Genomic DNA, 14,342 nt, shown 5'->3' on the forward strand with positions numbered 1-14,342 from the left:
CTTACAAAATGGTGACAAGCACTCGAATAGACATAAATAACTGTTTATTTTTTGCTCACCTCTCTTCCAATATTAAGAAAAAGAGGCGAGACACTTAATGATCAAGACCTTTGCCCGAATTCCATCGATCCTTCGTCTATTTATCCGCCAGTTCGGCCACTTTGTCACAAATATAACCACCAATAGGAATGGCGGAAGTCGCTGCAGGGGAAGGCGCATTACACACATGCAAACTACGCGGGCTTTCGGCAAACAAAAAGTCATGCACCAAAGAACCATCCCTCATCACGGCTTGGGCACGGATGCCGGCTGGATAAGGCTGTAAATCCGACACGTCTAATTGAGGACAATATTTTTGCACCAACTTGAGGTAACCCGGCTTCCAAAGGGAGTTTTTGGTTTCGATAATACCTGTCTTCAAGTTGTTTTTTAGCACACGCCAGAATCCAGGAAAACGCACCATATCGCTAATATCCCGTAAGGAAATATTGATACGACCATAACCTTCACGTTTCCAACCTTGTACTGCGTTAGGCCCAACGGTGACACTGCCATCAATCATGCGTGTCAAATGAACGCCCAAAAATGGCAAATCAGGATCAGGAATTGGGTATATCAGATGATTGACGATGTTGTTGTATTTTTCTGGCAATTGGTAATATTCGCCACGAAAAGGAATGATTTGAAAATCCGTTGGAATGCCCAACATTTTGGTGGTTCGATCTGCCATCAGGCCTGAACAAGTAATCAAAAAACGGCCTTCAAATGTCTTCAACGCGCTATAGTGTTGAGCGCTCACCGTGACTTTATCGGCGGTTTCTCTTAGACCAACCACTTGATGATTCAATAGCGCTTCGCCACCTAGCCCGACGAACTCTTCCGCCATTTTGGTCGTCACTTGCTGATAGTTCACGATAGCGGTGTCTTTGACAAAGAAACCACCTAAGCCGACGATGTTTGGCTCACGCTGCTTTAATTGCTCAGCATTAAGCATTTCTACATCCAGCTCATTTTCTTTGCAGCGCTCGAACAAGGCTTTCATACGCTCGACTTCAAGCTCTGTCGTCGCCACCAGCAATTTGCCACATTGCTCATAAGGCACATTATGCTTATCACAAAATTCCATGGTGGCTTTTACACCCGCCTTGCAAAATTTCGCTTTTAAACTGCCCGGCGCGTAATACACGCCAGCATGAATAACACCACTGTTATGACCCGTTTGGTGTTTGGAGTACACAGATTCTTTTTCGAGTAACAAGACCTTCTTTTCTGGATGGCGCTGCTGCAGCTGCCATGCAGTGGAAACACCGACAATGCCACCACCGATAATAATGTAATCGTAAATCATCTTGTCCCCTGCTCTTTCTCTCGATCATGTATTTTTTATTATACGCTGAAACCTTTGCACGAACTCGTGAGTAAAGACTTCAGTTTATATACTAAAACAGCGACAAAGCTCACACTTGTCGCTGTTTTACGTGCTCAGTCATATCTTATTCTGTGAAGTGACCACGCTGACGTAGCAATTCACGGCAAAGATCTGGGTGAGGAACGAACTTATCACGACCATGTAACCAAAAATGATTGTGCATCACCATCATAGAACCAACAGGCATTGGGACAGAAAGGAAATTCGCGTCCGCTTCTAGAGATTCGCCCATTTCGTATAAGTATTTACCTTCTGCTTTATTGCTTGGCTCAGCAAACTGATCGATATACAACATCAATGGCTTGCCATCCGCGTCTTCTTCAAAAAACACAGGATGCTCTACTTTTGATTCCACATTTTTGGACTTTGGCGCGCCCCAAACAATGTCTTTTTTCGCTAATGGATGTTTATAGAATTTATCCAATTCTGCCCAATCATCTAGGTGCAGCATCAAGGAATCTCCGCCTTGCATGTTTTCTTCTTTCAATTTTTGCATCAAGACATAATCGGTACGCTCGTTGACGTAAGTACCGTCATTGTGCAGTTCCATACGGCGATGAGCTTTACGCAAATAGCTGTCAGAATCATCCACATTGCGCACAGTAAAACGAGCATAGTATTGGCCGTACATGGCGTCGTGATTTGAAAGACCAATAATATGAGACACCGCCGTAGACAATTTCACTTCGAACTCGGTACGCGCATCACCCTCTTCAACATTCGGGCTACCTTGATAATTCAATAAGAACGCACCCGTTGCACGATCTCGCACGGTGGCATTCAAAAATTTACCTAACGTGTAGTTAGTAATGGCGTCTAAGCGATCTGCCACTTCAAAGCGCAAAAAGGGTTTGTATTCGATGCCTTGAACAGTCCATTCAGACACAGCGTCGTTAAAAGCTCTAATGGTTGCTTCGTCCAAGGTAACGACTTTCAATCGCTTACTGGCTGGAAAATCGGTTACTGCAAAGCCTTGGAATTCTTGCTCTGTGATTGTTTGTTTTGCTAAGGCGCTCATTGTCTCTCTCCTGTTGTTTTTGTTTTGGCGAACATTAATACTCAGTGAAATTTAAATCGACATTTAAACAAAATGTCGACGTTTTAATTAAATGTAATACATTTAAAATAAACGTCAAGCATTTTTGATCTAACTCACTTAACTATTTTTTGCCCTTCCCTTAGAATGGAAAACTATTGCTGATAAAACAGTAGGTTAAGACCAACAATCCAAATGAGCGCCAATTAATGAAAATACATGACAAAATAGACGTGGACAGTAAGGACAATTCTGCCGCTCAAGTATTGGGAGCGCTCACCTATGACATTCTGACGGGATACTTCCAACCGGGTGAAAAACTACGCATGACGCGTTTAAAAGAGCGCTATCAGGTTGGTGTCGGCCCTCTGCGCGAAGCATTATCTCAACTGATGGTGAAACAACTGGTCGTGGTGGAAAACCAACGGGGCTTTCGAGTTCATCCTATTTCCAAAGATGAGCTGATCGACATTTATGAAACTCGCTCTGAAATCGAAGCGCTTTGTGTCGGACTGGCGATTGAACGTGGAGACGATGAGTGGGAAGCCAAGATCGTTGCCTGCGCCCATAAAATGAAGATCCATGCGGAACTACTTGAAAAAGAACCTCACCTTTGGGAGCAATATCATCATGACTTTCACACCGCTATTGCTGAAGGTTGTCAGTCTCCCGCCTTACTGCAAGTACGAGACAGCTTGTACGAAAAAGCGTCCCGTTACCGCAATCTCTGGTTAAAGAAAAACATGGTGGATTTGTCGGTGTTTGACGCCAACAAAAAAGAGCATGAAGCCTTGGTAAGCGCGCTATTAAGCCGAGATGTAGACGCCGCCCAAAGCCTCATTCGAAAACACATACTTAGCCCAAGTTTGATTCTTCAAGCCACCGCCGTGATCGACCATCCATTTGACTAGCTTTCAACGAAAAAGGGCGCAGATCACCAAGATCCGCGCCCTTTTTACTTTTCTGACTAAAGCATTAAGCTATTTGATAATACCATCAAAATCCGCTGCGTCATGACGCTCTTCTAAGTACTCATCGCCCCAAGTACGATTAACGATACGCCCGCGCTGCACGGCTGGACGCTGTTCAATGGCTTTTGCCCATCGCAATACGTTTTTATAACTGGTGACATCCAGAAATTCTGCCGCCTCATATAAATTGCCTAATACCAAGTTACCATACCAAGGCCAAATCGCGATATCTGCAATGGAATACTCTTCCCCCGCCATATAAGTATTGTTTGCTAATTGCTTATCTAACACATCTAACTGACGTTTAGTTTCCATGGTGAAGCGATCAATTGGATACTGCATTTTCGTTGGCGCATACGCGTAAAAATGACCAAAGCCACCGCCCAAATAAGGTGCTGAACCCATTTGCCAGAACAACCAGTTACGGCATTCGGTTTTAGCTGCTAGATCTTTTGGCACCAAAGCATCAAACTTTTCTGCCAAGTATTGCAAGATAGAGCCTGATTCAAATACACGAGTGGGTGGCGTGGTACTATGATCCATCAAAGCAGGGATTTTAGAGTTGGGATTGATCTCAACAAAATCTGAACCGAACTGATCACCCTCACCGATTTTAATCAAATACGCATCATACTCAGCCTCTGTTTTACCCAGTGCCAATAGCTCTTCGAGCATGATGGTAACTTTTTGGCCATTCGGTGTTGCCAGTGAATGTAGCTGAAGTGGGTGCTTACCAACAGACAATACTTTCTCATGAGTCGCGCCTGAAATAGGTCGGTTGATGCTGGCAAATTTACCACCGCTTTCTGCCTCCCATTTCCATACCTTTGGAGGAACGTAATCTTGATTTGATTCTTTATCAGAACTCATAACATCTCCTAAAATTTTTATCAGTAAAAGAAAACCTTTCACTGTCAATGCTCAACAAACGCCCGTTCAATAACGTAATCACCTGGCACACCGATTTTTGGTGATTCTTTAAAGCCAAGTTCATCAAGTAAAGCGGATGTGTCTTTTAACATACTTGGGCTACCACAAATCATGGCTCTATCGTGAGCAGGATTCAACTGAGGCAAACCAATATCTTTCGCCAATTTACCGCTGCGAATCAAATCGGTAAGGCGACCTTGATTGCGAAACGGTTCACGGGTCACGGTTGGGTAATAGATTAGCTTGTCTCTTACTTGCTCGCCAAAAAATTCATTTTCAGGCAATGCTTTTTCGATAAAGTCAGCGTAAGCCAATTCGCTAACGTGACGAACACCGTGAATCAAAACAATTTTTTCATATTGTTCGTAAGCATCAAAATCTTGAATAACGCTTAAAAATGGCGCCAAACCTGTGCCAGTAGATAACAAATACAAGTTTTTGCCTGGGAGTAAATCACGAGTCACCAAGGTGCCTGTCGGTTTGCGACTTACTAAAACATCATCACCCACTTTTAAATGTTGTAAACGTGAAGTCAGCGGCCCATTAGGCACTTTGATACTAAAAAACTCTAAATGCTCTTCGTAATTAGGGCTGGCAATACTATAAGCACGCATCAAAGGACGAGTGTCGGTTTCCAAGCCAATCATCACAAATTGACCGTTATCAAAACGCAAACTTGGATTACGTGTGGTTTTGAAGCTGAATAAATTTTCATCCCAGTGGTGAACGCTTAAGACACGCTCAGTAACAAATGCACTCATGACTACCCCATTAAAATTTGTAACAAAGAATATTTCTTTTCAAACCTCAAACAGCACAACGATAAAGTTGACTGACCTAAGTACATTTACCTTTCAGTGCGAATTAACAATGATCGTATCCATGAACAAGCGAGAGTTGAATTGATTGGCAAACATACTATAAGACAATTCTATATTTGTTTAATTGATTATCTAGATGTCTTTAATATGTTCAGCATATATACAAACAACTAACGATTCGTCTTAAAACCGCCTCTAGTGTGCCATGCAATTGTACAAAAAATAGGTCATTAAGTAGGAAGATAACGTATTAAACTTGCTCACGCCGTACCTAGCACTCGAAATATTCATGCCCTTCAGCCGTTCCCTTCTACTATATAGTTGTAGGAAAAATAGAAGTGTAAGAAAAGCATTCCTAACAACGTCAAAGTATTACATGACATCTTTCTTATTACTAAAGGACATACTAAATGATCATTCGAAATGCTCTCAGCAGCGCCCTAGGGTTGCTACTTCTTTCTGGAGTAGCGACTTTTAGTAGCGTGTCACAAGCCGCACCACAAACCATGATAGTCGCTGGCGGTTGTTTCTGGTGTGTGGAATCTGATTTTGAATTGGTGCCGGGCGTTAGCGATGTTGTCTCTGGCTATACAGGAGGCCACACTGAAAACCCATCTTATGGCCAAGTATCCTCTAAGAAAACGGGTCACTTTGAAGCCGTTGTCATTCATTTTGATGATGACATTGTTTCTCTAAAAACACTGGCGGACTATTACTGGAAAACGATTGACCCAACCGACGCTTCGGGTCAATTCTGTGACAAAGGTTCACCTTATAAAACGGCGATGTTTTACCAAGATGAACAACAAAAAGCCGTGTTTGAAGCGTCTTTAGCCAAGGTCGAAAAATCAAAACCCTTTAACGACGCTATTGTCACCGAGATTCTTCCGGCAAAAACCTTTTATCCGGCTGAGGATTATCACCAGAGTTACTATACAAAAAACCCAATTCGCTATTCTTTCTACCGTGCCAGCTGCGGCCGAGATAATCGCATTGAAAGTTTATGGGGCGAAGTCGCTAGTCATCAATACCATTAAATAAACGACTCTTTGCAACCCGCCAAAAATAGAGTGAAAGAAATAAAAAGGTGCCATGACTTCTGGCACCTTTTTTATTTTCAACCCCAAACGTCATTCTTAACCTTATGGTCAAAACTATCAGTAAAGTGTGATTTCCCTCGGTTTAACGCATAGAAAATGAAGCAAATCGATAACGATCGCTCAAAACCTAGCCATTCAATTCACCATACGCCACATTGATAACGCAACTCACGACGTTCTCAAAAAGTAACTAAAAGGAGTTATGAAATGAAAAAGCTTATTCCCGTTATCGCAGGCAGTATCGCTTTGGCTTCTCTAAGCAGTGTGGCGAAAGCAGAAGACATGACCGAAAACAACAGCGGCCTTTATGTTGGCGGTAACTACGGTTATCTAAAAGTAGAAAGCGAAGATGACTTTGATGACAACAACGATGTTGTACAAGGTATTGTTGGTTATCGCTTTAACTCATTCCTTGCCCTAGAAGGCAGTTACATCGATTTTGGTGAATACGGTGGAAGCGCAGCCAGTGCTTCAACAACAGGTTACACCGCGGCGCTGAAAGGCACGATTCCGATTACTCAAACCGTTGAGTTATTTGCCAAGGCCGGTCAACTTTGGCACGAAACAGACTATAACATTGCCTCAATCAAAGGCAGCTCAGACGATAGAAGTTTATTCGCTGGCGCCGGTGTTAACTTTAACGTGACAGAAAACTTGTTGTTAAATGCTCAATACACTTGGTATGACGTGGATCTAAATGCGGATAACGTTTCTTCTGACTCTAAATTCGAAACTGACTTCAACCAAGCCAGTGTCGGTGCAGAATACCGTTTCTAATTTATCCATTCTGCCCTGCCCGAAAGACTTAGCCTTCTTGGTTAAGTCTTTCCTCCGTTTGTTCTTGTTTATTGCCAATAAGCGCTTTGACCCTTCTCATGTAAGCTACTAAGATCTAGTCATCCTTACATTAGAAGATGACTATCATGAATCCAATTCTTAAAGCACAAAGTACTCACACCTCAATTCGTCAATACAAAGACAAAGCCATTGATGAAACATTACTTAAGCAACTGATTCAGAGTGCTCAAGGCGCAGCTTCTTCCAGCTTTATCCAAGCGTATTCTCTTATTCAAGTTACCAACAAAGAAAACCGTCAGAAGATTGCCACGCTGGCTGGCGGCCAAAAATGGGTCGAATCTGCAGCAGAGTTTTTTGTCATCTGCGCGGATCTTACTCGCGTTGAATATTGCAGCTTAGAACAAGGGTTGGGGGCACTTGAAGGTAATACTGAACACTTTATTGCAGCGACCACTGACGCGACGTTTTTTGCGCAAAACCTAATGCTTGGCGCAGAATCGGTTGGTCTTGGTGCCGTGTTTATTGGCGGTATTCGTAATGATCCCGCACAAGTGGCAGAGCTATTGAACTTGCCAAGCCAAGTTTATCCTGTCTTTGGCCTTTGCCTTGGCTACCCTGATGCACAACCTGATCTAAAACCACGCTTACCTGTCGATGTGATTTTGCATAAAGACAGCTACGACAGTTCTCGCTGTGAAGCCGATGTGAAAGCCTACGATGCGCAAATCGAAGCCTATTACCAAAGCCGCGCCGATAACCAGAAAAACAGCAACTGGTCTGAACAAACGGCGGCCGCAGTTCAGAAAAAGAAACGCGAACACATGTTGGGCTTTTTGCAAGAACGTGGTTTCTTGAAGCGCTAAGCACGCGCTAATAGAACAAAAAAACCAGCAAGTATCCTTCGATACTTGCTGGTTTTTTATTATCTCAAATTGATTAAGGCTGCTTGAAGCCTTGCGTTAAAAACCGCCCTATCCATGTCATTAATTGGCTCGACTGCAAATCTTCACTGTATAAACTGTCACGCGCCTGAGAAATCACATCGAAGGGCAACTTTTGCTCATACATATCCAATAACTTCCCTTCGTATTTACGAGAAAATTCAGGGTGTCCTTGAACAGTTAAAATGTGTTCGCCATATAACAATCCGGCATTGACACAAAAATCTGAACGAGCAAAGACTCTGGCTTGACTCGGTTTTTCCAACACCTGATCTTGATGAAAAGCACAAATAGCAAAATTATTTTTGCCTAGAGTGCTCTTCACATCGCCTTCGGTAATCTCATAGCGATGCACGCCTAAACCCCAACCACCTTCGTATTTTGCAACCTTTCCACCTAACGCGAGAGCAATAATTTGATGACCAAAACAAATCCCGACCAAAGGCTGTTTTTGCTCATCAATCTCTCTGATCAAATCCTGCAAGCGCAACATCCAAGGCGTATTTTCGTACGCACTGAATTTTGATCCGGTAATAAGCCAAGCATCACAATCAAGGTGACTGGCAGGGAAATCGTCTTCTCGTACATCATAAGTGACAAAAGAGAAGTCAGAATTAATTAATCCTAACTGTTGGCCAAACATGTCCGCGTAGGTAGGAAACTCAGCTCGTAGCGAATCAGGCGTAATACCCGCGGCTAAAATCCCGATTTTCATATCGTTTTCCTCTTATTAACTTATGGCTCACGCAGCTTGCTTTGGCGACGCATAAAATACAGAGCGCCAAGAACTGACAAAGCAACGGCCACTATCATGATGGTGGCTAACGCATTTACCTCAGGCGTTACGCCCAGGCGAACCTTAGAAAAGATCACCATTGGCAACGTGCTGTTACCTGGACCAGAAACAAAGCTGGCAATAACCAAATCATCCAATGACAAGGTAAAAGACAGTAACCAACCGGAAATAATCGCTGGCATAATCAACGGCAAGGTAATGAGGAAAAACAAGCTAGAAGGCTTTGCTCCTAAATCCATTGCCGCTTCTTCTAAGGTTTCATCCAATGTGGCCAAGCGAGATTGCACCACCACCGCCACATACGCCAAACAGAAAGTTGTATGGGCAATCACCACAGTGGTCGTTCCTCTTTCCGACGGCCAACCAAATAGGCTTTCCATGGAAACGAACAACAACAATAAAGACAAACCAGTAATGACTTCTGGCATTACTAAAGGCGCCATAGTCCAACCAGCCAAGATCACTTTTCCTTTAAAACGATGCATTCGGCTCAAGACAAAACCGGCCATGGTGCCCAGCACAGACGCGAGCGTGGCACTGATAACGCCTATTTTTAAACTCACCCAAGCGGCTTCCATGATTTGATCGTTATCAAACAGACTGGCGTACCACTTCAATGACCAGCCGCCCCAAACTGTCACCAATTTGGATTCGTTAAAGCTGAAGATAACTAATACGATGATCGGCAAATACAGAAACAAAAAGCCCAATCCTGCCAATATCTTTAATGGAATCGACTGTTTCTTATTCATAGAGCCTCCTCCTTATTGGTGTTTTTGCGCATAAACATAATAGGGCCCACCAATACCAACAACATGATGATGGCAACAGCCGAGGCCATCGGCCAATCTCGGTTTAGGAAGAACTCATCCCACAACACACGCCCTATCATTAAGGTGTTTGAACCACCTAACAAAGCAGGAATAACGAATTCCCCAACCGCCGGAATGAAGACTAATAGACAGCCCGCAATAATCCCAGGTTTAGCCAGCGGTAAAGTCACATGCCAAAACGCTTCATAAGGCTTGGCACCTAAATCTTGTGCGGCTTCAATCAGGCTCAAATCCATCTTTTCAAGAGTGGTGTAAAGCGGCAAAATCATAAACGGAAGGTAGGTATAAACAATACCCAAATACACGGCAAAATCGGTTTGCAGCATAGTCACTGGGTTATCAATTAACCCTAATGACAATAACAGCTCGTTTATTAAGCCATTCTTTTGCAGTAATCCCATCCATGCGTAAACCCGCAATAGAAAAGATGTCCAGAACGGCAAAATCACCAACGCCATCAACACCGTTCGCATGGTACTCGAACTACGTGCAATGAAGTACGCCATGGGAAAACCAATCAGCAAGGTGATAAAGGTCGAAATGGCCGCGATTTTGATCGAGCTTAAATAAGCATCTAAGTAAAAGCGGGTTTCAAACAAAAATAAATAATTGCCCAAATTCACTTTTAACGTGGCAAATGCATTACTCGCGTCCCATTGAAAAATAGGACTATAAGGCGGTATTGCAATCGCCGTTTCCGTAAAAGAGATTTTAAAAACCACTAAAAAAGGAATAAAGAAAAAAGCCGCTAGCCATAACATGGGCACAGATATCACAAATAAGCGACCAATATTTGATGTAGACACAAATTGCCAGACGGACGGTTTAAATATTTTGCTCTTAAACGGAGAAGGAATCATGATGTAAGTACCACGCTGCTATCAGGGTCCCAAGATAAATACACCTGCTCATCCCACGTGAGGCGATCTTCAATATTTCTCGCCGTATTCGGCTGTGTAATACGCACTTCTTTCTGGCTGTCTAAGATCACTTTAAATATAGACTGACTTCCCATGTAGGCAATGTCAGAGATTTTTCCGCGAGTTACGTTTTGGCTGGTCTCTGGAGCGATACGAGAAAGATGGATTTTTTCTGGACGAACCGCGACGGAAACACGCTGATTGGGTGAGCAACTGATGCCATGATCTACTCGGATCGTACCTTGTATATCATCAGATTGAATGGTGACACTGTCACGCTCATCTGACAAAACATAGCCTTCGAACAAGTTCACATTGCCGACAAATTCCGCTACGTAACGATTATTAGGGTATTCATAAACCTGATGTGGTTCGGCTGTCTGTACGATAACGCCGTTATCCATGACACCAATACGTGTCGATAATGTCATCGCTTCTTCTTGGTCATGGGTCACCACAATAAAAGTAATGCCTAACTCTTCTTGCAGTCGTACAAGCTCGAATTGGGTTTCTTCGCGCAGTTTTTTGTCTAGGGCGCCCAACGGCTCATCCAACAAAAGTAATTTCGGACGTTTTACTAACGCTCGCGCTAAAGCAACACGCTGACGCTGACCACCAGAAAGCATATGCGGCTTGCGTTTACCAAGATGTCCAAGCTGAACCATGTCAAGAATTTGCGCGACACGTCGTTTGATATCATTTGCCGCCACACGCTGACGCTTTAGGCCAAACGCAATATTGGCTTCAACAGACAAATGCGGAAACAAAGCATAAGACTGAAACATCATATTAATAGGACGTTCCCAAGGTGGCATACCAGACATGTCTACACCATCAATAATAATGCTGCCTGACGTCGGCGATTCAAAACCCGCTAACATACGCAACAAGGTGCTTTTGCCAGAACCTGATCCACCTAATAGACAAAATAATTCGTTTTTGTAGACATCCAAAGACACTGCGTTTACTGCAGCGAAATCACCGAATTTTTTGGTGACCTGTTTAATTTCAACAAATGGTTTGGCGTCTTTCTGTTGCCAGATTTTACTTTCAGAACCATGTATAAAGGATTCATTAACAACCGACATAACCCACCTTACTTATTTTAAGCCAAAGTTAAAAAGCCTCAGGTAAAACCCCTAAGACAAAGAAGGTACGAGGCAATGCTTTACTCTAATCCAGAGATAAATCACCACGGTAAGAGACATGACTCGTACCCATCTTAGAAAAGCCTATTAACGTCCTGTTTTAATATTTGCCCAAGCACGAGTCAGTAAACGGTCAAAACCTACGCTATTTGTTTTTTGTACAAACAGCTTATCTTTTACAGATTCTGGTGGGTAAATAGCTTTATTGGCTTTTACTTCTGGGTCTAGGTAAGCATCCGCTTGGGTATTAGGCGCCGCATAGAACACATAATTTGAAAGCATGGCTGCATTTTTTCCGTTCAAGATGAAGTCAATGAACTTCAAAGCCGCATCTGGGTTTTGTGCATCCTTCGGAATAGCCATCGTATCTAGGAAAGCCAAAGTGCCTTCTTTCGGTACGGCATAATCGATTTTCACGCCTTGTCCTGCTTCTTCCGCACGAGCTTGTGCTTGCAAGACGTCACCGTTATAAGCCAAGACTAGTCAAATTTCGCCATTGGCTAAATCGGAAATGTAACGGCTGGAATCAAAATATTTATAATTAGGGCGCGCTTTGGAGATCAGCTCAGCGGTTTTGTTAAGCTCCCCTTTGTCCTGTGAATTAGGATTAATTCCACGGTAATTATTCACCACATTGACAATTTCTGCTGGTGAATCGAGCAACGCCACACCACAGTCTTTCAACTTAGACACAATCGTCGGATCAAAAATCACATCCAAAGAATCAATACTGGACACGCCAAGACGTTCCTTGATCATATCTACGTTATAACCAAGACCGATTGTTCCCCACATATAAGGCACAGCGTATTGGTTGCCTGGATCGTTCTCTGACAAACTTTTCAGGATGGTTTTATCAATGTTGCCGTAATTGCCCAGTTTTGATTTATCAATGGGTTGATAAATGCCCGCAACGATTTGACGCTCCAAGAAAGAGTTCGAAGGTACTACCAGGTCGTAACCAGAACGTCCAGCCATCAACTTAGCTTCTAGCACTTCGTTGCTTGGATAAACATCGTAATTGACTTTAATACCAGTTTCTTTTTCAAACTGCTCAACTGCACCTGGAGTAATGTAGTCGGACCAGTTGAAGACATTGAGCTCTTCTTGCGCATAGGCTGCACCACTCATCATACCCATGACAACTAGCATACTATTAACTGTTTTAAGCTTCATGTTCGTTCCTTTTGTGTAGTGATTTTATTTGTGAGTACTTTTGTTATTGTTATGTCAAAACTTACAAGTAAGCTTTGTATTCGATATCTGAAATCTGTCCGTATAAACGGGCTTGCTCTTGCTCTTTGGCAGCAGAGAAAGCATCGACAAATGCCGTACCGAGATAATCTTTTAGGAATTGGCTTTCTTTAAATAACTCCGTAGCGTCGTCCCAACGATTCGGTAAACTCTCGTACATATCACCCAATACATAAGCGTTGCCATCGATTGGATTTGGCGGCGACATTTTCGCCTCGATACCATGCAATGCCGCGCCCAATACAGCCGCTAACACCAAATAAGGGTTAGCATCTGCACCAGATACACGATGTTCAATACGACGAGCCACGTTTGGACTTTCTGGAATACGCACTGCCACAGTACGGTTACCATATCCCCAACCTGCAAACGTTGGCGTGTAAGCCCCCATTTGGAAGCGACGATAAGAGTTTAAATGTGGAGCAAACACCAACATGCTGTCGGCCATATGATTCAACAAACCTGCAACGGCTTGTTTTAGTAATGGAGAACCTTCATCGGTACCATTGTCGAATACGTTTTTGCCCGCTTTATCCACCAAACTAAAGTGAACATGCATACCGCTGCCGCTTTCTTGTGGATAAGGTTTCGCCATAAAAGTCGAGCCAAAACCATGTTTCCTGGCCACGCCGCTGACCAAACGTTTGAACATACTGGCGTGATCCGCTGCTAATAAAGCGTTATCTGTGTGCACCATATTGATTTCGAACTGGCCGGGGCCTAACTCAGAAATGATGGTGTCGGCTGGGATATCTTGTTGCTTACACGCTTCTCGCACATCGGCAAAGAAACCAGACAAACCGTCCATCTCTTTAATCGAATAACAATCGGTTTCTCTTAGACGGCGACCATTACCATTTAATACAACTGGCGCTTGTGGACGCTGAGTTGATTCAGATTCGCGATCAAGCAAATAGAATTCCAGCTCGGTTGCAACAACAGGCGTTAGGCCCATTTTTTTGAAACGATCTACAATGTTTTTAAGAATTTGGCGAGGGTCTAAATGAAAAGGCGAGCCATCTGTTTGGTGAATCATGGCAAGAATCTGACTACGTGGCTCACTCGCCCAAGGCACCGGAACCGCTTTCGTTTGTGTGGATAAACACAAACCATCGCTGTCCCCTGTTTCGAACACCAAACCATTTTTCAGAACATCATTTCCCCAATGGTCTAATGCCACCACGGAAAGAGGCAGTTTAACTCCCTCTTTCATAATGCTTTTCATACTTTCTGCTGGAAAACGTTTACCACGCAAATTGCCATTAAAATCCGTAATAAACACATCAAATTCCGTTGCCTTATCATCTTTCGCTGACATATTAATAACTCTCTTCTGAGTAAAATCGATCTATATTTTTTACGCTA

At 43.2% G+C, this 14,342-nt stretch carries 13 protein-coding genes and 1 pseudogene; 4 read left to right on the forward strand and 10 right to left on the reverse strand.

Annotated elements, in window-relative coordinates; all coding sequences use genetic code 11:
• Positions 1-136: 136 nt before the first annotated feature.
• On the reverse strand, positions 137-1,348 hold the full coding sequence (gene lhgO / locus ACO05V_RS21600) for an L-2-hydroxyglutarate oxidase (protein ID WP_421856515.1): 1,212 nt from the start codon (positions 1,346-1,348) through the stop codon (positions 137-139).
• A 145-nt stretch (positions 1,349-1,493) separates the two neighbouring features.
• Positions 1,494-2,447, reverse strand: a complete 954-nt coding sequence (gene glaH, locus ACO05V_RS21605; protein WP_421856518.1) for a glutarate dioxygenase GlaH — start codon at positions 2,445-2,447, stop codon at positions 1,494-1,496.
• Positions 2,448-2,674: 227 nt separating this feature from the next.
• On the opposite strand from glaH, the gene csiR reads away from it, so the two are divergent.
• A complete protein-coding gene (gene csiR, locus ACO05V_RS21610) occupies positions 2,675-3,376 on the forward strand; it encodes a DNA-binding transcriptional regulator CsiR (RefSeq protein ID WP_421856521.1) in 702 nt (233 codons plus the stop codon).
• 69 nt (positions 3,377-3,445) lie between these two features.
• Here the strand turns inward: csiR and yghU are convergent, their stop codons facing one another.
• Positions 3,446-4,306: a glutathione-dependent disulfide-bond oxidoreductase gene (yghU, locus tag ACO05V_RS21615; RefSeq protein ID WP_421856524.1), complete on the reverse strand. Its 861-nt coding sequence runs from the start codon at positions 4,304-4,306 to the stop codon at positions 3,446-3,448.
• A 44-nt stretch (positions 4,307-4,350) separates the two neighbouring features.
• Positions 4,351-5,127, reverse strand: a complete 777-nt coding sequence (locus ACO05V_RS21620) for a ferredoxin--NADP reductase (protein ID WP_421856527.1) — start codon at positions 5,125-5,127, stop codon at positions 4,351-4,353.
• Between the two features lie 470 nt (positions 5,128-5,597).
• Here ACO05V_RS21620 and msrA point away from each other — a divergent pair, with 470 nt between their 5' ends.
• The 3 genes from msrA (at position 5,598) to nfsA (ending at position 7,948) form a co-directional block, all read left to right on the forward strand.
• Positions 5,598-6,224: a peptide-methionine (S)-S-oxide reductase MsrA gene (gene msrA / locus ACO05V_RS21625; RefSeq protein WP_421856530.1), complete on the forward strand. Its 627-nt coding sequence runs from the start codon at positions 5,598-5,600 to the stop codon at positions 6,222-6,224.
• Between the two features lie 270 nt (positions 6,225-6,494).
• Positions 6,495-7,064, forward strand: a complete 570-nt coding sequence (locus ACO05V_RS21630) for a porin family protein (RefSeq protein WP_421856533.1) — start codon at positions 6,495-6,497, stop codon at positions 7,062-7,064.
• 146 nt (positions 7,065-7,210) lie between these two features.
• Positions 7,211-7,948 (forward strand): oxygen-insensitive NADPH nitroreductase, encoded by a 738-nt coding sequence (gene nfsA, locus ACO05V_RS21635; RefSeq protein ID WP_421856536.1) that lies wholly within the window; start codon positions 7,211-7,213, stop codon positions 7,946-7,948.
• A gap of 73 nt (positions 7,949-8,021) precedes the next feature.
• Here the strand turns inward: nfsA and ACO05V_RS21640 are convergent, their stop codons facing one another.
• The 6 genes and pseudogenes from ACO05V_RS21640 to ACO05V_RS21665 form a co-directional block, all read right to left on the reverse strand.
• Positions 8,022-8,741 carry a glutamine amidotransferase-related protein gene (locus ACO05V_RS21640; protein WP_421856539.1) on the reverse strand — a complete coding sequence of 240 codons (720 nt, stop codon included), beginning with the start codon at positions 8,739-8,741 and terminating at the stop codon, positions 8,022-8,024.
• Between the two features lie 20 nt (positions 8,742-8,761).
• Positions 8,762-9,574 (reverse strand): ABC transporter permease subunit, encoded by an 813-nt coding sequence (locus ACO05V_RS21645; protein ID WP_421856542.1) that lies wholly within the window; start codon positions 9,572-9,574, stop codon positions 8,762-8,764.
• Positions 9,571-10,416, reverse strand: coding sequence for an ABC transporter permease subunit (locus ACO05V_RS21650; protein WP_421857060.1), 846 nt, complete (start codon positions 10,414-10,416; stop codon positions 9,571-9,573). The genes ACO05V_RS21645 and ACO05V_RS21650 overlap by 4 nt, the downstream gene beginning before the upstream one ends.
• A gap of 95 nt (positions 10,417-10,511) precedes the next feature.
• Complete coding sequence (locus tag ACO05V_RS21655; protein ID WP_421856545.1) at positions 10,512-11,663, reverse strand: ABC transporter ATP-binding protein; 1,152 nt, start codon at positions 11,661-11,663, stop codon at positions 10,512-10,514.
• A 147-nt stretch (positions 11,664-11,810) separates the two neighbouring features.
• Positions 11,811-12,899: pseudogene (locus tag ACO05V_RS21660) on the reverse strand (polyamine ABC transporter substrate-binding protein).
• Positions 12,900-12,960: 61 nt separating this feature from the next.
• On the reverse strand, positions 12,961-14,295 hold the full coding sequence (locus ACO05V_RS21665; protein ID WP_421856548.1) for a glutamine synthetase family protein: 1,335 nt from the start codon (positions 14,293-14,295) through the stop codon (positions 12,961-12,963).
• Between the last annotated feature and the right edge of the window lie 47 nt (positions 14,296-14,342).

This window comes from Marinomonas sp. (assembly GCF_965225885.1).
GTDB lineage: Bacteria > Pseudomonadota > Gammaproteobacteria > Pseudomonadales > Marinomonadaceae > Marinomonas.